This is a genomic window from Mesorhizobium sp. Pch-S, from assembly GCF_004136315.1.
Classification (GTDB): domain Bacteria; phylum Pseudomonadota; class Alphaproteobacteria; order Rhizobiales; family Rhizobiaceae; genus Mesorhizobium.
The window spans coordinates 3,315,585-3,338,070 of the sequence record NZ_CP029562.1; the positions used below are offsets into that span (position 1 = coordinate 3,315,585).

The 22,486-nt window shown below is 60.2% G+C and carries 15 protein-coding genes; 9 read left to right on the top strand and 6 right to left on the bottom strand.

Annotated features, from left to right (window positions below):
* Window positions 1-289: 289 nt before the first annotated feature.
* Both C1M53_RS15605 and C1M53_RS15610 read right to left on the bottom strand, forming a co-directional pair.
* Entirely contained in the window at window positions 290-1,684 is a 1,395-nt protein-coding gene (locus C1M53_RS15605) for an amidohydrolase (protein WP_129413069.1), read from the bottom strand.
* 29 nt (window positions 1,685-1,713) lie between these two features.
* Window positions 1,714-3,087 (bottom strand): nucleobase:cation symporter-2 family protein, encoded by a 1,374-nt coding sequence (locus C1M53_RS15610; protein ID WP_129413070.1) that lies wholly within the window; start codon window positions 3,085-3,087, stop codon window positions 1,714-1,716.
* A 118-nt stretch (window positions 3,088-3,205) separates the two neighbouring features.
* Here C1M53_RS15610 and C1M53_RS15615 point away from each other — a divergent pair, with 118 nt between their 5' ends.
* Window positions 3,206-4,111, top strand: a complete 906-nt coding sequence (locus C1M53_RS15615) for a LysR family transcriptional regulator (RefSeq protein ID WP_129413071.1) — start codon at window positions 3,206-3,208, stop codon at window positions 4,109-4,111.
* 169 nt (window positions 4,112-4,280) lie between these two features.
* On the opposite strand, the gene C1M53_RS15620 is transcribed toward C1M53_RS15615, so the two are convergent.
* Window positions 4,281-4,970, bottom strand: a complete 690-nt coding sequence (locus C1M53_RS15620) for an FCD domain-containing protein (RefSeq protein ID WP_129413072.1) — start codon at window positions 4,968-4,970, stop codon at window positions 4,281-4,283.
* A gap of 156 nt (window positions 4,971-5,126) precedes the next feature.
* On the opposite strand from C1M53_RS15620, the gene C1M53_RS15625 reads away from it, so the two are divergent.
* The 6 genes from C1M53_RS15625 to C1M53_RS15650 all read left to right on the top strand — a co-directional run bounded on the left by C1M53_RS15625 (window position 5,127) and on the right by C1M53_RS15650 (window position 10,841).
* Complete coding sequence (locus C1M53_RS15625) at window positions 5,127-5,924, top strand: ABC transporter substrate-binding protein (protein ID WP_129413073.1); 798 nt, start codon at window positions 5,127-5,129, stop codon at window positions 5,922-5,924.
* A 72-nt stretch (window positions 5,925-5,996) separates the two neighbouring features.
* On the top strand, window positions 5,997-6,668 hold the full coding sequence (locus C1M53_RS15630) for an amino acid ABC transporter permease (RefSeq protein WP_129413074.1): 672 nt from the start codon (window positions 5,997-5,999) through the stop codon (window positions 6,666-6,668).
* Window positions 6,668-7,405 (top strand): amino acid ABC transporter ATP-binding protein, encoded by a 738-nt coding sequence (locus C1M53_RS15635; RefSeq protein ID WP_129413075.1) that lies wholly within the window; start codon window positions 6,668-6,670, stop codon window positions 7,403-7,405. Before C1M53_RS15630 ends, C1M53_RS15635 begins: the two co-directional genes overlap by 1 nt.
* Before the next feature lie 26 nt (window positions 7,406-7,431).
* Complete coding sequence (locus tag C1M53_RS15640; protein ID WP_129413076.1) at window positions 7,432-8,709, top strand: cysteine desulfurase-like protein; 1,278 nt, start codon at window positions 7,432-7,434, stop codon at window positions 8,707-8,709.
* A gap of 21 nt (window positions 8,710-8,730) precedes the next feature.
* Window positions 8,731-10,158 carry a dihydropyrimidinase gene (gene hydA / locus C1M53_RS15645; RefSeq protein WP_129413077.1) on the top strand — a complete coding sequence of 476 codons (1,428 nt, stop codon included), beginning with the start codon at window positions 8,731-8,733 and terminating at the stop codon, window positions 10,156-10,158.
* A 431-nt stretch (window positions 10,159-10,589) separates the two neighbouring features.
* On the top strand, window positions 10,590-10,841 hold the full coding sequence (locus tag C1M53_RS15650) for a hypothetical protein (RefSeq protein WP_129413078.1): 252 nt from the start codon (window positions 10,590-10,592) through the stop codon (window positions 10,839-10,841).
* Between the two features lie 329 nt (window positions 10,842-11,170).
* On the opposite strand, the gene htpG is transcribed toward C1M53_RS15650, so the two are convergent.
* Window positions 11,171-13,096 (bottom strand): molecular chaperone HtpG, encoded by a 1,926-nt coding sequence (gene htpG, locus C1M53_RS15655; RefSeq protein WP_129413079.1) that lies wholly within the window; start codon window positions 13,094-13,096, stop codon window positions 11,171-11,173.
* A 565-nt stretch (window positions 13,097-13,661) separates the two neighbouring features.
* Between htpG and C1M53_RS15660 the strand changes: the two genes are divergently transcribed.
* Window positions 13,662-14,759 carry a GGDEF domain-containing protein gene (locus C1M53_RS15660; RefSeq protein ID WP_245488155.1) on the top strand — a complete coding sequence of 366 codons (1,098 nt, stop codon included), beginning with the start codon at window positions 13,662-13,664 and terminating at the stop codon, window positions 14,757-14,759.
* 197 nt (window positions 14,760-14,956) lie between these two features.
* Window positions 14,957-18,622: an autotransporter outer membrane beta-barrel domain-containing protein gene (locus C1M53_RS15665; RefSeq protein ID WP_165358150.1), complete on the top strand. Its 3,666-nt coding sequence runs from the start codon at window positions 14,957-14,959 to the stop codon at window positions 18,620-18,622.
* A gap of 190 nt (window positions 18,623-18,812) precedes the next feature.
* On the opposite strand, the gene C1M53_RS15670 is transcribed toward C1M53_RS15665, so the two are convergent.
* On the bottom strand, window positions 18,813-19,571 hold the full coding sequence (locus C1M53_RS15670; protein WP_129413082.1) for a class I SAM-dependent methyltransferase: 759 nt from the start codon (window positions 19,569-19,571) through the stop codon (window positions 18,813-18,815).
* A gap of 749 nt (window positions 19,572-20,320) precedes the next feature.
* A complete protein-coding gene (locus tag C1M53_RS15675; protein ID WP_129416192.1) occupies window positions 20,321-21,346 on the bottom strand; it encodes a helix-turn-helix domain-containing protein in 1,026 nt (341 codons plus the stop codon).
* Between the last annotated feature and the right edge of the window lie 1,140 nt (window positions 21,347-22,486).

Sequence of the window (22,486 nt, forward strand, 5' to 3'; positions counted from 1 at the left end):
CCAATTCTGACAGGTTTGATCCAGCCTCCGCGTTGCCTTCGGGGGAGCTAGAGATCCGCAGGTCCCCGCTGCGGCGCAAGTAGCTGGAGGCGACAAAGCGGTCGGTTCCATCTGGGCAGATCTGCGCTCTCATTGCTGTCGTTCGATGCCACGCCACCAGGCCAAAAAACTGTCGTTGAGATACAAAACCAGTTTCAGGCGTTACTGCCCTCCAGCAGATCAAACAGCCCGCAAATACCTCCTCGATACCCTAGCTGGCATCGAGGAAGCTTTGCCTAAACCTAATCGCTCATGCCATCTCGACGCTTTCTGCGGCTGCACGACGAAGTTCATTTATCGCGCCGTGGCTTTTCAGCCATTCCGCACGCCGCTCGAACAGGCTGGGAACGACTGCATTGACTTCGGCTATTAGTGCGCCGACATCGGCGGTGAGCAAGCGCCCGCCATCGACGACGATGCGTCCCGCAACCATCGTCAAATCGACATCTCCGCCCTGCACGGCGTGGACCAGATTGTGATGAAGGTTTCCCGCAGCCCCACCTAGCAACGGGGTCATCCGTGGCGTGTCGGTGCGAACCGCAATCAAGTCTGCTTGCTTGCCGACTTCGAGAGAGCCGATCTGCTTGTGCAAGTTCAATGCTCTGGCTCCGTCGATCGTTGCCATGCGACATACGGACCATGCATCGAGGGCTGCCGCATCAAGGGTAGACACCTTTGCCAGGAGAGAAGCGGACTTCATCTCGTCGAACATGTCGAGGTTGTTGTTTTCTTTTTCGCCATCGGTCCCGATGCCAACGGCCACCCCCTTTTTTCGCAATGAAAGCACCGGTGCCGCTCCGCTTGCCAACTTCATGTTGCTCACCGGATTATGGGCAACACCAACCTTGCGTCGTGCCAGGATGTCGATCTCGTCCTCTGACAGCCAGACGCAGTGGGCAAGCAGGACATGGTGCGCATCAAGCATCCCGAAGGCTTCAAGTGCCTGGACGGGGCGTTTGCCATAGCGGCGTTCGGTTTCCTCGACATCGAAGCGGCTCTCGTTGCTGTGGGTATGAAAGCCGACCTTGTATTTGCGGCTAAGCTCTGTCGCGCGGGTCCACGCATCGGGCGTGCCATAGAACATATGCTCAAGACCGACCCAGACCTGGATTCTTCCTTCAGCGCGCCCGTGCCATTCCTGGATAAGTGCCTCATTGGTGTCCAACGTCTCGAAATAGTTGTGATCCGGGTGTTCACCGACGTAGGGAACCAGAACGGCGCGGATACCGAGTTCCCTGGCGACCTTGGCGCTGCCATGCATATACCGCCACATATCGAGGATTGTCGTCGTTCCCGACAACAGCGCTTCAGCATAGCAGAGGTGCGAAGCGATCTCAGCCTCCTTCGCGTTCACGACGCGATGCATCGGATCGATATATTGCTGAAGCCATTCCCAAACAGGAAGTCCCTCCGCGGTTCCGCGCAGCAGACCAGAGTGGGCATGGGCGTTGATCAAGCCAGGCATCAACAGCCTGTTGGCAAGCTTCCTGACCGGAATTCCCGGATTCGCCGCAATCACACTTGCTGCTTCGCCCACCGCCTTGATCCGGCCGTTTGTACCGACGGCGATTGCGCCATTCGTGATCACCGTATTGTTGTCGTCCATTGTAATCAGGTGGTCGGCGCATAGGATCAGTGACATCATTTTCTCCATATTCAGATGGTTAGAGGAATTCAGGCTTCGGCCGCGAGAGCGCTGCGACGCGCTTCGATCTCTGCGGCCTGGTCGGATGCCAATCCGTTGAAAAGCAAGTTGAGCAGGATGGCGCACAGTGTGGCGAGGATGATCCCGCTTTCGGTAACGATGCTTGTCCATGCGGGGAGGTGAGCGAAAAAGCCTGGCGCCAGCATCGGGATCATGCCGACACCAACGCTGACTGCGGCCACCAGAACGGACCCCTGGTTCTTCTCGAAGTCGACGGTCGAAAGGATGCGCACGCCCATCATGGCAACCATCGCAAACATCACGAGAGCCGCGCTGCCGAGCACAAAGGGCGGGGTCGAAGCGATCACATAGGCGAGCTTCGGGAATAGCCCGAGGGCGACGAGTATGAGACCACCGGCGGCGCAAACGTAGCGGCTCTTGACCCCTGTCAACGTAACCAGCCCGATGTTCTGGGAGAAGGATGTGTAGGGGAACGCGTTGAACATGCCACCGAGAACCGCGCCAAGTCCATCGGCCCTAAGGCCCTTGACCAGGCGTGGCGGCGTTGTGGGGCGATCGACGATGGTGCCGAGCGCCAGAAACATTCCGGTGGATTCGACCATCGTGACCAGCATGACGAGACACATCGAAAGGATCGCCAGCGGATCGAAGACTGGCATGCCAAACGCAAAGGGGCGAATGAAGGCCAGCCAGGGTGTCTGGGACCATTCCGACAGGTTGATCTCGCCAATGGCAAAGGCAGCGACGAAACCGGCCGCAATTCCGACCAGCACCGCGACGTTGGCAAGAAAGCCCCTGGCGAAGCGGGACAGCATCAGGATCAGGATCAGCTCGCCAAGCGAGATGACGAGGTAGATGGGAGACCCGTATTTTGGGTTCGGACTGCCGTCGGGCAGCAAAGGTGGTCCTCCAGCCGCCCAATCGATGCCGACCTTCATGAGGCTGATACCAATGACAAGCAGCACCGAGCCCGTCACGACAGCTGGGAACAACCGAAGAAAGCGGCCCATCAGAGGGGCAAACAGGATGCCGAACACGCCCGATGCGATGATGGCGCCATAGATGCCCGGCAGTCCAAGCCCCGGGTTCATGCCGATGGCGATCATAGGGGCGATCGAGGTGAAGGTTACCCCCATCATCACAGGCATCCGCATTCCAAAGCCGGGCAATCCCAGCGACTGGATCAGCGATACGATGCCCGCGACGAACACATCCGCACTGAGGATGATGATCAGGTGCTCTTTGGGCAGATTCAGCGCCGCACCGAGTATCAACGGCACCACGACACAGGCCGAATACATGACTAGGACATGCTGGAAACCCAAAACCGCCGTGCGGACGGGCGGCAGCCTGCGGTCTACTTCATGGACTTCAACTGACATTTCTCCCTCCCTGGAAATGAATGCCGACGCCGAGGTCGAATGCCTCTTGTGCGTGCGGCAAGCGGAATATTGTGGAGGTTGCGCTGGCGTGTAAAATTGGGACCCATCTGGATTCCCGATGGATCAAATGGACCTCTCGCTCGACAAACTCTGGATTTTTCAAGCGGCCGCCCGCGAGAAATCGTTCTCTGAGACCGCTCGAAAACTCGGCAGGGCGCAATCGGTGGTAAGCAGCGCTATCGCTGATCTCGAAATTGATCTCGGTATTTCGTTGTTTGATAGGCAAGGACGCTACCCGCTGCTGACCCATGCGGGTGAAGCCCTTTTGCCGGAGGTGGAGGCCATCCTCTCGCACTGCGACAGCCTCCAGGAACGGGCCCATGCATTAAGCGGCACCTCGGAAGCACGGCTCTCGATCGTGATTGAAGATGCTTTTCCTGCCGCTGAAATAGGCGGAGTGCTTGCGGCCGCCAGCCGGAAGTTTCCGGGCATCCAGCTCAACGTCCTGCAGCCGACGGGCGAGGGGATGGTCGATATGCTGATCAAGGGAGATGCGACTTTCGCGCTTGGATGTGCACGCCCGCATTACCCGCCAGGGATAAGCTTTCGCAGGCTGGGCGACGTTGTCCTGATCAACGCATCCCGGCACGACCATCCCTTGGCCCAGGTCGATGCGGTTCGGTTCTCCCATCTCGCCGACCACCTGCAGCTCTTTCTGGCAGGACAGACCAAGCATCTCCTGACGAGCGAATATCTGAAATCCCCGCGCAGATGGGTCGTCCAAAGCCAGGCGTCGTTGCTCGACTTTCTAAGATCCGGCCTGGGATGGGCCATCGTTCCGAAACGGCTGGTGGCGCCGGACCTGCAGGCTGGTCTTGTGACCGAACTCAAGCTGGACGCGTATCCATTCACTGATTGGCGGGTCGGGCTCGATCTCGTGTGGAAGATCGACGACACACCCGGCATCGTCGCAGCTTGGCTGAAGGCGGAGTTGGGTCGAACCCATATTGGCAGCCGAGAATGAACGTGCGGGAGCGGCATGGAGACCGCTGTGTGAAAAGTTCACTCCGGCAGCTTTGCGCCTTCATTTCGAACGCACGACCGAGCGGCTTCGTATCCCGAAAGCAGCCGCTTTGCACGAAGCCGCGCTATCTATGCAATGAGGCTGCCAAACAACTCGCGCCCGACAGAATTCACGGCGTGAGCCCCGCACATTGGGCGGTGTTGCGGATGTGCGATTCCATCTCGTGCTTTGCACCAGCGCTATCGCTGGTTGTCAGCGCCTTGATGATGCGCCGGTGCTCGGCGATGGAATCTTTCATGCGTTCCGGATTGGTGATGGGAATCGGCTGGCGCTGTGTTTCGGCCAACTGGTCGCGCATCGTCTCATAGAGCGTGCGTAGCACGGCATTTGAGCAGGCTGAGACGATGATGGCGTGGAATTCGAGGTCTGCCTCGACGTTGGCCAGCCGGTCCTGCCGGGCCCAGCCTTCTTCCATAACGCGGGTGGCTGCTTCCATCTGTTCAAGCTGCAACTGTGTTAATCGTCCGGCGGCCAGTCGTGCGATTTCCCCTTCGAGCATGATACGGGTCTGGAACACGTCGAAGACCGAAAAGCTCTCCGAATAACGCCAGGGCGCCATATGGCCCGTCTGACCTTGCGGTGGGCTGGCAACGAACGTTCCCCTGCCAGGTTCCGTCTTCAAAAGGCCGAGCGTTTCGAGCGTCAGCAGTGCTTCACGGAGTGACGCGCGGCTGATGCCGAAGTTTTGTGAGAACTCGCGTTGCGACGGAATCTTTTCGCCCGGCTTCAGTGTCCCGCCCGTGATCATGGCCTGGATTTCCCGAGCCACTGACTGCGGAAGAAGCGTCTTGTTCAGCATTCTCACCCTCTTCTTCAACCCCGCGGGAGCGGGGTGTTCAAATCTATTTTCGACCGGTGGCCTTGCAAAGCGGAAAGAGCCGTGTTTCTGTGGTCTAACTGGTCTGACCAGTTAGACCATGTAGAAGACTTCGAAATCAAAAGGCAAGGGGAGCCCATGACACTGGCATCAAAACTCAAAACGATCCTGCTTTCCGCAACTTGCGCCGTCGTTGGCGTCGTGGCCGCGCACGCTGCCGACCTCACGGTGGGGGCCAACATCGGCAACGTCCCTTGGGAATTCCAGGATGCGGACGGCAAAGTCGCTGGATTCGAGATCGATCTCGTCAACGAAATCGGCAAGCGGCTCGGCAAGTCGGTCGAGTTCGTCAACACACCTTTCAACGGCCTGTTTTCAGCCGTTCAGTCGGGGCGGATCAATATTGGCATCTCCTCGATCACCATCACCGACAAGCGACTGGAGTCGGTCGCCTTCGCGCAGCCCTATTATGACAGCGATCAGTCACTCACCGTGACCGCATCCTCGGGCATAACCGGACTCAAGGGAATGGATAGTAAGGTGATCGGCGTCGATACCGGGTCGACCGGAGATATGTGGGCCGACAAGCACAAGGCCGACTACAAGTTTGGTGAAATCCGCCGTTTCGAGGGCCTTTCCCCGGCGATGCTCGATCTCGTCGCCGGGCGGATTGACGGCTATGTCAGCGACATTCCCGCACTCCTCTATTACGTCAAGGACAAGCCCGATCTGAAGGTCGTCGAACGTATCCCGACCGGCGAAAAATACTCGATGATGTTCAAGAAGGGTGATCCGCTCGCCGCGGAAGTGAACGCGGTGATCACGACCCTGAAAAAGGAAGGTTTCGTCGCGAAACTGCACGAAACCTGGTTTGGCGCAAAAGCGGAGGAAGCGACCTCCACTGTCGCCGTCTTCGACATGCCGGCTGCCAAGTAGCCAACCAACCGGTGTAGCCTCCGACCGGCGAAGCCTCGGGCTTCGCCGGCCTCCCAAGGGAGCCGTCGTGGCATGAATCTCATCGATACCTTCTTCAACGTCAGAGTGCTGCTCGACAGCCTGCCGCAGCTGTTGCGTGGGCTCGTCGTCACGCTTCAGATCGGCGTTACCAGCATTCTTTGCGGATTGGCCGGGGGGCTTTTCCTGGCTGTTGCCCGTCTTTATTCGCCAGCGGTCTTCAAGCCTTTCATCCGGATCTATGTCGACTTCTTCCGGTCGATTCCGCTGCTGGTTCTTCTGATCGTCGTCTACTACGCGCTGCCCTTTGTCGGGATAAAGCTCTCTCCTCTGTTGTCCGCGGTGACGGCACTCACGCTTGTTTCAGCCGCCTATACAGCCGAAATCTTCCGCGCAGGCATCGAAGCGATACCGCGAGGGCAGTTCGAAGCATCGGCGGCCTTGGGCCTCTCGAACAGACATACGATGATCGACGTCATCCTGCCGCAGGCAATCCGGGTCGTCATTCCGCCGCTGACCAACAATTGCATCAACGTGCTCAAGGATACTGCGCTCGCGTCGGTCGTTGCGATGCCAGACCTGTTGAAGCAGGCCACCCAGGCGCAATCGCTTGCCGCCAACCCGACACCGCTGATCGGTGCGGCGGCCATCTATGTCGTGCTGCTCTGGCCGCTGGTGACCATGGTTGCCAGGTTCGAAAAACGTTTCAGCCGAGGGAGACGCTGATGGCTGCTCTCATTTCCATCCGTGGCCTGACGAAAGCGTTCGGCCAGTTCACCGTCCTTCACGGCATCGATCTCGACATCGCCGAAGGCGAGGTGGTTTGTGTCATCGGACCTTCCGGTTCCGGGAAGTCCACGTTGATCCGCTGCATAAACCATCTGGAGACTTTCGATTCCGGGTGCAGCATCACGGTGGATGGTATCCGCGTCGGGCAGGGGGCGGCTCTCGCCAAGGTACGTGCCGAAGTCGGCATGGTGTTCCAGTCGTTCAACCTGTTCCCGCACATGACGGTGCTGCGCAACGTCATGCTGGCGCCGATGCGGGTGCGGGGAACTGCGCTGTCGGAAGCCGAGCGCAAGGCGCGGGAACTGCTTGCTCGTGTTGGTATCGCCGAGCAGGCCGACAAGTATCCCTCGCAGCTCTCGGGTGGGCAGCAGCAGCGCGTGGCCATCGCACGTGCGCTGGCCATGGAGCCGAAGGCACTGCTCTTCGATGAGCCGACCTCGGCTCTCGATCCGGAAATGGTTGGCGAAGTGCTTGACGTTATGCGCACGCTGGCCGGCTCCGGCGTCACCATGATCGTCGTCACACATGAGATGGGCTTTGCGCGCCAGGTCGCCGATCGCGTCATCTTCATGGATGGCGGGCGCATCGTGGAGGTGGGAACGCCCTCAGCCATATTCGATACCCCTCGCGAAGAACGTACACGCGGTTTTCTGCGCGCCGTCCTCAATCATTGAAAACCACGCCCCAAAGGATGATACGAATGGCCATCACCAATCCGTTGGACATCGATTTCGCTCGCGCCCAGTTTCCTGGCCTCGCGCGCGGTTGGACCTTTTTCGACAACGCCGGTGGATCGCAGATCCTCCAGAGCGCGCTCGATCGCATAAACACGTTCCTGATCGAGAAGAATGTTCAGATCGGCGGTTCCTACGCGGTGTCGCAGGATGCGGCGAAAGCGCTTTATGAGGCGCGCACTGCCGCCATGCATCTGGTCAACGCTAGCCGGCCGGAAGAGATCGTGTTCGGAAGCTCGACGACCGCACTGCTGCAGAATCTGGCTCGCGCCATGGCAAGCCAATTCGAACCTGGCGACGAAATCGTCGTCACCGTCAGCGACCATGAGTCAAACATAGGCCCATGGGACAGGTTGCAGGCAGTGGGAGTGGTCGTGAAGTTCTGGCCTCTCGACAGGAAGACCCTGGCGCTGGACCTCGCCGACCTCGAGCCGCTGATGAGCGAGCGCACGAAACTCGTCTGCGTATCCCATGCCTCGAACATCCTCGGCGCGATCAATCCGGTTCGCGAGATTGCCGACTTCGTTCATGGCCGGAATGCCAAGTTGTGTGTCGATGCGGTGGCCTACGCACCGCACCGGGCTGTGGACGTGCAGGCATTCGATGCGGACTATTATGTCTTCAGCCTCTACAAGACCTACGGGCCGCACTATGCATTGATGTACGGGAAGTACGATCTCCTGCTGGAGCTCGACACGCTCTATCACTACTTCTACGGCAAGGACAAAGTCCCCGGCAAACTGGAGCCAGGCAATCCGAACTACGAACTTGCCTATGCGACCTGCGGGATCGTCGATTACTTCTGCGAACTTGGCGCGCGCGCTGGCGCGACCGGTTCGGTGCGCCAGAAGATCGAAGCGGCGTTCGAAGCCATCACACAACAGGAAGATGCCCTTGCGGAGCGGCTGCTGGCGTATCTGCGCCAGCGCAACGATTGCGAGGTCATCGGGCAGGCCGTCAATCGGGACAGCAAACGCGTTCCCACGATCTCCTTCCGTTTTGACGGGCGCGATGCGGCCGAGATCTGCAAGGCCATAGACGGGGAAAATATCGCTATCCGGTACGGCGATTTCCACTCCCGCCGGCTGGCCGAATATCTCGATGTCACCGACCGCAACGGGATGCTTCGTGTCTCGATGGTGCACTACAACACGCTCGAAGAGGTCGACCGCCTGACGGCTGCATTCGACCGCGTGCTTTCGAGCGATACCGGAACCGTTGTGCAAGCACGGCGCCTCCGCTGAATGCTTGGGCGGAGAGCGGCGATGCATTTCGACACGGTTATCCGCCACGGAACGGTCGTGACGGCGAGCGACGTCTTCAAGAGCGATGTCGGTATCATTGATGGTCGGGTTGCAGCTCTTGCAGCCGGGCTGGCAGATGCCGACGAGATCATCGATGCGAGGGGCCTCTATGTCATGCCCGGCGGCATAGACAGCCATGTCCATCTCGATCAGCCGTCAGGTCCCGGCATCGTCATGGCGGACGGTTTCGATAGCGGTACACGATCGGCGGCGATTGGAGGCAATACGACAGTTCTGGCTTTCTGCATGCAGGAGAAGGGCCAGAGCCTGCGTAGCGCGCTGAAGGCCTATCATGCCAAGGCAGAAGGACACTGCCATGTCGATGCGGCGTTCCATCTCGTGATCACCGATCCATCCGCCGCGGTTCTGGGCCAGGAACTGCCGGCCCTGGTGGCAGATGGCTACACGTCCATCAAGATCTTCATGACCTATGAGGGTTTGCGACTGCGCGACGACGAAATCCTGTCGACCCTCGATGCCGCCCGGCGAACCGGCGCACTGGCCATGGTTCATTGCGAAAACGAAGATGCGATCCGATACCTGATTGGCCGCCATGAAGCGGAAGGGTTGCTCGAGCCCAGATATCACGCCACGACCCGGCCCATAGCGGCGGAGCGCGAAGCAACGCATCGGGCATTGTCGCTTGCCGAAATCGTCGACACGCCGATCGTGATCGTTCACGTTTCCAACCGGCAGGCGATGGAAGAAATTCGCCGCGCACGGGAGCGGGGACAGAAGATCGCGGGCGAGACATGTCCGCAATATCTGATGCTGACAGCGGAGGATCTGGACGGCGACGCGCTTGAGGGCGCGAAGTATGTCTGTTCGCCGCCGCCTCGCGACCGGGAAAGCCAGGAGGCTTGCTGGAATGGTATCGAGCAGGGCGTATTCGAGCTGTTCTCCTCGGATCATTGCCCGTTTCGGTTCAACGACAGCGAGGGGAAATCAAACGAACGGGGCAAGCAGAGCTTTCGCTGGATCCCCAATGGCATTCCTGGTGTTGCCACCCGGTTGCCGATCCTCTTTTCGGAAGGGGTGGTGAAGGGGCGGATCGACCTCAATCAGTTCGTTGCGGTGACGTCGACCAACCACGCGAAGCTCTATGGCCTCTACCCGCGCAAGGGAACAATCGCGATCGGCGCGGATGCCGATATCGCGCTGTGGGATCCCGACCAGGAGGTGGTGATCACCAACGATATCCTTCAACACGGTTCGGACTATACGCCCTATGAAGGATTGGCGGTGCGAGGATGGCCGGTACGTACGCTTCTGCGTGGGCAAACCATCATGCAGGACGGCCATCTCAGCAAGGCGACGGCCTCCGGCATTTATCTTCGCAGAACCCTGTCATCGCTGGCGCGCAATTGCGCTGAAACGAACTCCGTTTGAATTGGCTCAGATTGCATCGGAACATATCGATCGTTGGCTGCAAACTGACCCCCTGCAACCACACCGACAGTTCTGCTTCCTACTGGCAGTCATGGAAATCCAGGTCAGTTGCGGCCCATGCAGGCGCGACTGTGCGGCGACACAAGCCAGGGCTTAGCCTCTCGCGCTGATCGGTATGGGCCCGGATGGATTGATAGGTGCTGACGGCCGCGCAAGCACTTCTTGTTGCCACATAGTGCCGATAAGCGCACCCGGCGCCCCATTTGATGGCGCGTCTCAGGCACCGCCCGCTCAGCTTCGGCTGGGCGGGCTCTTTTGATTTCAGAAGCGTTAAGGATTTTGGAACTCCGGGCGAAAAGCTGACTTTTTGGGTTCAGGCAGCGAGAGATGCCCGCAGTCAAAATGTTCGATCATATCAAACGGAGCTTCATATGACCGTCCAACGCTCGGCAATCAGCGGGATTGCCTTTCCTGGCGATATGGATGCGCTGCACCGCATCTACGACAGCCTCTGCAACGAGCGTGGATTTTGTCATGGCAGCCCGGCCGCCCAGGACTTGGCCAGAGCGACGATGAGTCTGTTTTCCCAAGGCGTCTCCGACGAAAGCGAAATCCGGGAAAGCATCGCGATCTACCTGGGCCGAAAATCGCCAGCAGCAACTCTGTTGCACGGGGGACAGTGATGGCTTCGTTCAAGCCGGTAATGTCGCCGCGAGAGGTTATGAATTCCCCGTTTCCTGCATGCATCGCGGTGTGAAAGCGCTGTCCATGACCCTGCCGAACACGGCGAAAGCACAGTCGCAGGCGAAATGCATTGCGGTCAAAGCTGAAGCAAGCACAGCCTGGGAAGCGGTCCAAGCCGCTTCACAGGCTGTCCTTGCTTACCTACCGAGAGTTGGCTTCCAGGCGTGGAGGGGCAGCCTCGCGCTGAGGCTGAATGACCGCGCCGAGCGGATGGCAGGCGGTCAACTTTCGGTCTGCCGGTAAAGAGCAACCCGGTTCTGACCTGGGCTCATGCATCCGAGCGGCTCTCACCAGGGGATGGCGGCGTCACTGCCAGGCTTCGCTCGATGAGTGTGGATATACGCTGCGAGAAGACCTTGGCATCTTTCGGCTTGTCGCCGTCGAGGATGCGGGCTTCATCATAAAGCAGATGAACCATATCCTGCCGGAACGGCAGGTCCTCGTCGCTGAGCTTCGCCAGCGCCAGAATGCGCTCGTGCCGAGGATTGATTTCAAGCACTGGCTTCATGGCTTTATCGAGCCGTCCAGCGGCACTCAGCAGTCGCTCGATCTGGCGATCCGGTCCACCTTCCGGAGCCACCAGACAGACAGGGCTTTCGGTCAGGCGCTCGGAGCTTTTCACATCCGAAAGCTCTTCGCCGAGGGTCGATTTCACGAACGCGATGAAGGTTGCAATCTCAGGGGTGGCTTCGGCATCGGGTTTTGCAGCATCGTGTGGCAGCGCAATCTCGGACAGATCAGCGCCACCCTGCGTTACCGACTTGAAAGGTTTGCCGTCGAACTCCGGCGCCATCGTCACCCAGAAACTGTCGACCGGGTCCGTCAACAGAAGGACCTCGACGCCACGTGCTTTGAACCCCTCAAGTTGCGGCGAGGCTTCGAGCCGGGCCCTGTCGTCGCCGGTCATGAAGTAGATCGCGGTCTGTCCGCCCTTCATGTCCGCGATATAGTCGGCGAGGCTGCGCCATGCTTCGCCTGATGTGGTCGAGTGGAAGCGGGCCAGTTTCAGCAACGCTTCGCGGCGTTCCCAATCCTCATACAGACCCTCCTTGAGGACGACACCGAAGTTCTCCCATATTTTCAAATAGCGCTCGCCGTCCGTTTCGGACAGTTTTGCGAGGTCACCGAGGATGCGGTTGGTTACGCCCTTGCGGACTGCCGCCAGAAGCGGGCTGTCCTGGATCATCTCCCGTGAAAGGTTCAGCGGCAGATCGGCGGAATCGACGAGACCGCGCACGAAGCGCAGATAGCGTGGCACCAGATCCGCATCGTCGGTGATGAAGACCCGCCGCACATAGAGCTTCATGCGACCCTTGCGATCCTGATCGAACAGGTCGAAGGGGCGCGAGCCCGGAATGAAGGCCAGCGTGTTATACTCGTGCCGTCCTTCGGCCTTGAAGTGAATGGTCTCGGCCGGTTCGTCATACAGGCCGGAAACGCCGCGATAGAAATCGGTATAGTCTTCAGGCTTGATGTCGCTCTTCGGCTTTACCCACAAGGCCGTGCCGTCCGCGATCTCTCGTCGGTCGGCTCCCGGCGTCTCGACCAGCGCGACCGGCACCGGCACATGGCCGGATTGTTCCTTGATCAATCCTTCGAGGTGATAGGGTTGCGTGAAGCTGGTGGCGTCCTCCATCAGGTGAAGAACGACACGGGTCCCGCGCCTGGGCGCATCCGCAATCGGGGCCGGCGCGATTTCATATGAGCCCTTGCCGTCGGAAGACCAGCGCCAGGCCGTTTCAGTTCCTGCCTTGCGCGTGATGACGTCAACCTTGTCAGCAACCATGAAGGCCGAATAGAAGCCTACGCCGAACTGACCGATCAGTTCCGCACCTTCTCCAGATTTCGCAGCCTCGATACGCTCCATGAAGGCACGGGTGCCGGAGCGCGCTATCGTCCCGAGCGCCTCGACCAGTTCGTCGCGGCTCATGCCGATGCCATTGTCCTCGACGGTCAGACGTTTTTGGTCGGGATCCGCGGAAATGGTGATGGCCGGCTTGGCATCGCCGCCGAGCAGCTCCGGCCTGGCGATAGCTTCGTATCGCAGTTTCTCGCAGGCATCTGCAGCATTGGAAATCAGTTCGCGCAGGAACACGCTCCGGTCGGAATAGACCGAATGCACCATCATATGGAGAAGGCGTGAAACATCGGCTTCGAAGGATAGGGTCTCGGCTTCTTTCACATCTGTCGTCATGGAAGATTACCTGCTGCAAGTGAATAGGGTAGACGGCCGATGAGATGGCCAAATGCGAGCGTGCTTTCAAGTGTCTTTCGTCTTGGTCGAGAGGGCGTGTGCGCTTCGTATTGCTGAACTCTTCAGCCGGCGAATGCAACTTTTGCCCCCGGCGCGGGAAGGCATGACGCTGGAGGAGAATCCCATCTCGTTGACGTGGTTGACGGCATGCGCGGGCATTGGCGAACCGTGTCAGGTATTCATGGCTGACACATGTTGGCGCGCAACTCGTACTGCTTGAGGGCCCGACCGGTTTATCGGTCGTCGCGTAACTCGCAACGGCTCACCTCATCGGCCGGCGACACGAGGCGTGTCTCCATGTCAGAAAATACTGGGAAAGTTGAACGAACGTCCTGGTAAGAGTTCTGTCTCAGGGTGACACGAAAACCGCTGTCGGAGCTATTCACCGGATATTGACAGAACTCGCGTTATTGCCCTCTCTGAGGATAGGCCCAGTTCAGAGCATAGTCGTCAAGTGCGGTAGGATATGAGTTATCAGGACGTCATCGGACTGCTGAATACAAGCATGTCTGTCATATTCTGCGTATCAATGTTCTTTCTTTGGCGTCACCATGGCAACCTTACCTACATAGGAATATTCGCTCTCTCATACGCGACCAGGGCTATCTGCTTCGGCGTATTCTACTTCGCGTTTACGTTGCAGGATCCGGTGCTGCGGCTTCTGGCCAACGTATTCTTGATGTTATCGATGGTTTTGTTGTCGTTCGGGCTGTCGAGCCGGCGCGGACGACGACCTCGCTACAGCATTCTCCTCATCATTGCTGCAGTCGCGTTAGGCGCGCTTTATTACTATCAGTTCGTGGAGCAAAGTCTGCTGGCACGAGTGATCTATCTCAATGGCGGGCTCGCTGCCGTTGGCCTGGTGATGTTGCTGGATGTCGCGGCACGGCCCATTCGCACGCCAGTTGAGCAGGTGCTGCTCGGCCTGATACTCATTTCGTGTGTCGGGTTTCTTCTGCGCCCCCTGTTCTTGCTCGCGTCCAGCGATGCGGCCGGGCCTGTCGAAGGGGCCTATTGGCTCGTTGTTTCAATATCTGACGCTCTCATATGCGCGATGACTGCTGTCGGGATATTCGCAGTGATCGCAAGCGACGTCATGGATAGCATCAAATCGGATGCCCAGGTCGACGCGCTGTCAGGCCTGTTCAATCGCCGCGGCTTTGAAGCGCGCGTGGTGAATGCGCTGGCGCGGCAGACAGCAGAGGCACCGGCTGCGATGATCCTGAGCGATCTCGATCACTTCAAATCCATCAACGATCGCTTTGGACACAGCAGCGGTGACAAGATCATCCGTGCCTTTTCCGAAACCCTGAAGGACAAAGCTCCGGGAGATGCGATCGTCGCCCGCTTGGGCGGGGAGGAGTTTGCGGTGCTGCTTCCCCCAGGACAGGCCATCGTCGCGCAAGCCGTCGCGGAGGCTACTCGCTCCGCGTTCAAGGAAATCGCGCCAGCTATCCTTTCGAATGAATTTGGCCCGACAGCCAGCTTCGGCATCGCAGTCGCATCAAAGGGCGAAGATCTCCTATCTTTGCTCGATCGTGCAGATCGTGCGCTCTATCAAGCAAAGAGCGAAGGGCGCGATCGCATTCGGCAGGCTGACTAGAAAAACCGTGAGCGCCTTTCTAATTCCGCCTTCCACCCTGGAGACCGATCTAAGCCGGCGGCCCCACAAGACTTACGCAAGGATAAGAGGAGATGCTTGCGTCGCCATCGGCCTGTGGTGATTCGGGTAGGGGGAACCGCGACTTGAGTGCAACTGCCGTTACCAGCTCCGACGCTTTCGTAAGCAGAGCAGCCAGAATGGCGCTGCTGCATTCTGCCTGCTTCCATCGCACCACTGTGGCCGCCGCGATGACGGTGCTCCTGCCTTCGGCGGAAGCGCTTGCGCAATGCGCCCCGCCGCCACCTGCGGCGGTGAGCATCTCCTCCGGCAACTGCGAGGATCCGGCGTTCACCGCGCGAGAGAGCGCGGGCACCGTGGTCGAGGTCACCGGCACCGGGAGTTATAGCGCCACCTCTACCCATCTTCTGGTAACGAACAGCGGCTACGGCGCGCATGCGACCGGCGGCGGAACAATCTCGTTCACCGGCCTGCCTGACGATAGCACTACGCTGAGCGAAATCACGACTTATGGCTTGGGCAGCCACGCCCTCTATGCCGAGGGTGGCGGACTGATCACCGGTGACAACATCGCCATCTACACAAACGACGCCGGCGCTTATGGCGTCGGCGCGGTGGGAGCCGCTAGCAGCGTTACGTTGTCCGATGGCGCGGTAAACACTTTCGGTGACGGCTCCCACGGGGTCTATGCGGCGAGCGGTGGGACGATCATTCTGACCCGAACCGATATCCAGACCTACGGCGCGGGTGCTTCCGCTGTCTTCGTGGACGCCGGAGGCTCGATCACCCTCAACAACCTGAACACGTACAGCAACGGAGACCATGGTCCGGGCGCCGTCGCCTCCGGTGCCGGCAGCAGCCTCACCCTCAACAAGACCTATGTGAACGTGACGAGCAACGGCAGCGCCGGACTGTTCGCCGACGGCGGGGGAATGGTCACCATGAACGGTGGGGCCATCGCGAGCGGCGACTATTACGGCGGCACCGTCATTGCCAACACACCGGGCATCGTCGCCCGGGGCACCGGCAGCAGCATCCAGGTCAGCAATGGCGCAACTTCCGCCACCTATGGCGCAAACAGCCCCGGTGTCTGGGCGGACGCCGGAGCCACGATCGACTTTTCGGGCTACGGCATCTTCACCTATCAACCCAATTCTCCCGGCGCGTCGGCAAGTGGAGCGGGCAGCACGGTCACCCTGACCAACACCATCGTGCGCACGTCCGGCCCTTGGAGCGCTGGCCTGCTTGTCACCGACGCTGGAACAATCACCGTGACGAATACCGAGGTCACCACCGGCTTCAGGGTGACCGGTGGCAACCCGCCAGTCCTCCAGTTCCCAGATGCCCAGATCGGCTTGGAGGCGCATGGCGCCGAGGTGGTCGGTGCCGGCAGCCGATTGCAAGCCGAGAATGCTGACTTCACAACGAATGGTGATGGTGCCGTCGGCGTGAGGATCAGCCAGGGCGGCATAGCCTCAATTGTCGGTAGTACCATTGCAACCAGGGGTGATGATACCATTACGGCCGGCGGCGCCGATGGTGTGCGCGTGAACGATGCCGGAAGTCATGGTGTCGTGACCGGAACTTTGATAACCACTGCGGGCATGAATGGCGTAGGCTTGCATGCCAGGGCGGGCGGCACAATCGTCGCCAAGGATGTGAGGCTCGCCACACAAGGGCAGAACGCCCGCGGCGTCCAGGCACAGGAGCCTGACAGCACCATAGCCCTGACGCGTACCGCCATCATCACCGGCGGCACCGGTGCCGCGGGCGTCCAGGCCGACAATGGGGGCACGGTGCAGATCGTCGGCGGTTCGGTTGCCACGACTGGCAGCACTGCGCATGGATTTGCCGCCATCAACGGCGGTACAGTCAATGCCACCGGCACTGCGGTCTCAGCGACCGGTGCCGGATCGACGGCGATTTACCTTGCCGGTAAGGGTCCGAGTGCGATCTCTGTCACCGGTGGCAGCCTAACCGCCACGGATGGCGCGATCATCCGGGCGGAGGGCGGCGACGGCACCGTCTCGATCAGCGGCGGAACAACGATAAACCCGGCCATCGTGAACGGTCGGCTATTGCTGGCGCAGGTAACCGAGGATGCCGCGGCCAAACCGGCCAAGCTGACGCTGAACATCACCGGATTGCCTTCGCTGACCGGCGACATCATCGTCGATCCCTCCACCCTCAGCTACAATCTCAGCAACAGCAATTGGACCGGCAATCTGCTGCTGACCGGCTCGGGCAACACCGCCACCGCCAGCCTGACCACGGCGCGATGGACGGGCGACCTTTTGGCCGATGCCGACAACACCGCCGATGTGGCGCTGGCGCAAGGCAGCCTCTGGACCGGCCTGGCGCGGAACGCGACCGATGTTGCCATCGATGGCAGCAGCGCCTGGGATGTGACCGGGGATTCCAACGCGACCGGCACGGTGACCAATGCCGGCCTGATCCAGTTCCTCGCACGACCGGGAGCCTACAGCACGCTGACGGTCCGCAACTATGCCGGCAACAACGGCCGCATCGGCTTCAACACCTATCTTGAATCGGACAACTCGCCGAGCAACCTGCTGGTGATCGATGGCGGCCGGGCAAGCGGCACGTCGTCGGTGCTGGTGGACAATGCGGGCGGTCCAGGTGCGCAGACCGTGGCAGATGGCATCCGGCTGGTGCAGGTGACCCGTAATGGCACCACCGCGACGAACGCCTTCACGCTCGGCCAGCGCGTCGCCGCAGGCGCCTATGAGTACCAGCTCTTCCGCGGCGGCAGCACCGGCGCCGATGATTGGTTCCTGCGCTCCCACCTCGTCAACCCGCCGACGACCCCGACGGCGCCGAGCGGTCCGGACATCCCGCTCTACCGTCCGGAGGTGGCGCTCTATGCACCGATCCCGGCGATCGGCCGGCAGATGGGGCTCGCGACCCTCGGCACCCTGCATGAGCGCGTCGGCGAGGAAGAGAACATCCGAAACCTGACCGGCCGCGGCTACGTCAATGGCGGCTGGGGCCGCGTCTTCGGGGAAAACACGCGCAACCAGTGGGACGGTACCGTCGACAGCCGTGCTGCCGGCGACCTCGTCGGAATACAGGCCGGCCTCGACGTCATCCGCACCGATCCCTATGCCGGCGGTCATCGCGACCATCTCGGCGTCTATGGTGCGTATACCGATTACAGTGCGCACTCGGTCTCCGGCTTTGCCCTCGGTATCGAGAACCTTCGTGTCGGCCGTCTGTCGATGGCAGGACCTTCTCTCGGCGCCTACTGGACCCATTTCGGGCCAAGCGGCTGGTATGTCGACGCCGTCTTCCAGGGCAACTGGTACGACATAAACGCGCGCTCGGACTACGGGGCCGCGCTGTCCACCGACGCCACCGGCTATACCGCTTCCGTGGAGGCTGGTTATCCGATCCGCTTCGGCGAAGGCAATCGCTGGCAGATCGAGCCGCAGGCGCAGATCATCTCCCAAACCATCTCGGTCAACCGCTCCAGCGACGCCTACTCCGGCGTGAGTTGGGACGAGGGCCATGCCTGGACGGGACGGCTCGGGGCACGGCTGCAATATACCGATGAGGATGCGCAAGGCAGGCTCTGGCAGCCTTATGCGCGGGTCAATCTCTGGCACGCCTTCTCCGGCAATGACAGCGCGATCTTCGGCTCCGCCTCACCCGCCATCGAGACCCGTTTTGGCGATACCGCACTCGAGCTCGGCGGCGGTGTAACCGCGCGGGTCAACCAGAATGTGAGCATCTACGGACAAGGCTCCTACCGCTGGTCGCTCGATGGCAATCGCAGTCGCCAGACCGCAACCGCAGGCACCATCGGCATCCGTTTGAATTGGTAGCTGAGACAATCGAGGCGGGAAGCATTCCAGCATCGCAGGCTCGGCATGACAGCAAGGCCGTCATCTCGGACATCCAGCCTGCCTTTGAGTTTCCTGAAAGCTGCCGTTCGCACCGTCAGACCGGATTGCAGCAGGCTTGACGGACCGTTGCAGATACCCAAGTCCGGGGTAGCTGAAAGCGTATGTCAGTTCATTCGGGGCGGAGCGCCTCGAAACTGATGATTTCGTCGTCTTTGTGCGGTGCTCTTCCATGCTGATAGTTGCCTGACACCACGACATCGACAAAGCCCGCGCGCTCCAGCGCCATCGTGAGCTCTTCGACGCCCCACCACCGCAACTTGAACAAATCGAGTTCGGATTTCGCAAGGTTTCCATCTTGCCAGAGTTCATAGCGCAGACAGGCGAGCGTGGTCTGCGCGACATAGTCTGTTTCAACCCGATGATCCGTGAGTGTCAGCAGATCGCCATCCTCTGTTTTCCAACGCCGGACCGAACCGGTCGGCCCAAGGAAACTATCTATGGGGTCGAGATCTAGGATCAATTTTCCGCCGGGAACCAGGTGATCATAAAACCGTCTCAGCACAGCGATCGCCGATGTCGTATCCGTCACCAACTGAAACGACCCCGCCGGGATGATGATGGCTGCAAAGCTTCTGCCATAGGAGAAGTCTTCGAAGGTCTGTCGTGTTACGCTTGCGGAAAGGTTTCTCTTCCTGCATTCGTCCAGGCAGTAGCCGAGCATCTCGTCGGACGCATCGAACCCTTCGATCGAAAAACCAGACTCGAGCAGTGGCACATAAACGCGACCGTTGCCGACAGCAGGTTCCAGGATCGGGCCCTCGGATTCGCCAAGGCGTTGCCGATAATATTCAACATCGCCGAATGAACGCCCGACCGGTTTGTCCAGATTATAGACCCAGGAAGCCAGTGTCCCGTAACGATTGTTCATTCCAGCCTCGTAGGATCGATTTAGCCGCGCTGCTTCCGCCCTACTCGAAATCAGCTGCCATAAACTTAAAGAAAACGATCCTCGCCAATTGCGAGTAACCGTAAATGGGGCCCGAACGGACCTTCGCGCAAGCGATGGCGCTGGTCTTGTTGAGCATGAGCCAGCGGCTGCAGGGTGCATTGAGAGGGCAGCGACAGCGGGCAAATGGCACGCTGTCGGGGCCCGTCATCACGCGCCTGCATGCAGACGGATGGCTCGTGCCGGTAACCGCCTTGAATTGCCGCGGACCGAGGAGGTCACCATCGCGAATGAATTGCTCGCCGCCTCGGCCCCATTGGTCAGACCACCGTGTCCGGTAGCCGGCCCTCAATATGACTTCCTGGTTTGCTATCGTTGCAAGTAAGAAATTCGTGCCTGGCCGGTTGACTGGGAACGCGACGTCCAATCCGCCGTTCACACAAACTCTGCTTAAGCACGAAAGCAGCCGTTGGACCTGCATCCGGTCCCGCCTTCACATCGGCTTCTGGAGCAGAGATGCCAATCTTGTCGCTTGATCTTTGCATTGACCCTTCCCGATAGCCTGTCCGCTGTCCGCTGTCCGCTATCCGCTATCGGCGATATAGGCGTGCTGCGCGCGGCGGCCCGCGGTTACCCTTTGGGGAACGTTGGCGATGGGGCCGCTATCGGCATGAGGGGGCGCGAGCATTTTTGCGCATCCCAGGGATGCCTCGGGCGCAGCGTATGCGACATCAAGAGGGCGCTGTGCGCGCTGAATGAGCTTTCGCCGCCACGTCCACCCACCACCGGTTCACGACGTCCGGACTGGTCAGCTGGTTTTGCGCTGATGCCTCGAGTTGCATCCTGCGATATTCGCTTGCGGTCGTGCCGAACCGTTGACGGAACGTGCGGCTGAAATGGGCTTCACTGTTGAAGCCGAGATCTGAGGCTATTTGGGACAGTTTGCGTGTTTCGAGGGGATCGCTCAGGGCCGCTCGCACCGCGATGAGCCGACGTTCCTGAACATAGCGCATGATGCCACCCCGGCGGGCGAAGGCGCGGTAGAGCGATGCCCGCGAGATGCCAAGCTTCTCAGCAAGGAAATCCGGGGAGAGTTTGCCGATGGCAAGATTGTCACGGATTGCGGCCTCCGCCAGCGACAAGAGGTCATCATCGGTATGGCGCGAACTTCTGGATGTGAAGTCCGGCTGCAGCAACAGTCGCTTCAGGAAATCCGCCGTGTCGGAAACGGTGCGTGCAACCTCGTCCTGCGAAATTTGCGTGCTGCGCTCCTGAAGTGACCGCATATGGGCAACAAGGAGTTCGTTGCGCCTTGCGTCGAGCCGTGGTTTCAACGTGCCCGGCGCTATTTCGCCTAGCATCCTGCGGGGAACAATCAGCGACAAGGTGGTGGAAGCGAACGCACGCGTCCGCACCTCATGGGCCAGGTCGATCACCGCGACCTTTCCCGGGCTGATAGAGACCTGTTCTCCGGATACCTTTCCGTTGAAACCACCGCTCATATAGAGATGCAGCAAGATGTGGTCCGGCGTCGAAGCGATGCGCTGTCCATCCCGGACAAACATCTGTGGTTCGAACGATACTTTGGCGATGACAATGTCACCCAGAATAGCGCCGTTCGCCGATCCGGCGGGCAGGGTTTTGCTGCGCGTCCACGGCCTCGGCTCGAACAGGGGGGATAACACCGCGCTCCAGGTCGCAAAGGCCTGGTTCGGATCCAGTCCGGTCGTCACATAGTAGAGTCTGGGTATGGTCATGCCGGGGAGATTCGCTGGTCGATGATACTGACCGCGACATGAAGAACAAATCAACTTGAAGCGGACAGACGCGTACCAGCGGCAGCATGCCTCAGTTCCGTATCTCGTCACGCCCCCGGATGTTTAAATTTTCGCGAAAATTTTGATCAAGCGTCTCAAGCGGCGAACAGGCTGAGCCTGGCTGCTGACATCCCCGCGCAACTTGTGTTTTCAAGCACCCGGACATGGGGATGACGCCGGGATCGCGGCGTGTGCTTGGGTGGGTAAAATTGCATATTCGTTCTGACGGGATCACTTCCGGTTCTCGCGCCGTGAAGGCTTTTGAGCGTTTTCACGCATCGACAGAGGGCCAGCGAGAGGGGCCGTCCCGGCCTTCCGTGATGCGCGCCAGGAGGTTTGCAAACCGTGCATGGCGTGGAGGCTTGCTTGCCTGCACCGCGTTGTTCGGCGTGGTACTGGTCGCGACAGACGCCCTCGCGCAATCCGCCGGTGGTCGCGGCGGCGATGGCAATCACGATAGCTATGGAGGCGCCGGCCAGACCTTCGGGGTTACGGGTGCGGCGGGCGGAGACTCGATATATTACCGCGGTGGCGGCGGCGGCGGCGGTGCAGGCGCTGCAGGCGGCAAAGGTGGCTCCAACACAGGCAGCGGCGGCACGGCCGGCACCGATGGCAATCCCGGCAGTCCGATCGGCGCAAACGGTGGCGACGGCGGCAGCGCCAACTACGGCGGCGGCGGTGGCGGCGGCGGTGGTGGAAACGGCATTCGGTTCTCCACGGCCGGCATGCAGATGATAATCAACGCGACCGGTGGCAACGGGGGTACCGGCGGCACGACCTTCTACAACAACGCCGGGGCCGGCGGCGGTGGCGGCTCGGGTGGTTACGGTGTTGGCGTGACCGGAGGCGCGCTGAACCTGAATGTGTTCGGCACGGTCAAGGGCGGTAATGGCGGCGCCGGCGGAACCGGTTACGGTGACAGAAACAGCGGCGGCTCCAGTGGCAGCGGTGGCGATGGCGGCGGCGGCGTCTATGTCGGATCGGCCGGATCGACGCTCAACCTGGCAGCCGGATCGATCATCGGCGGCGATGGCGGCGCGGGCGGCATTGGCGGTCGCGGCAATGGCGCTTCCGGGCGCG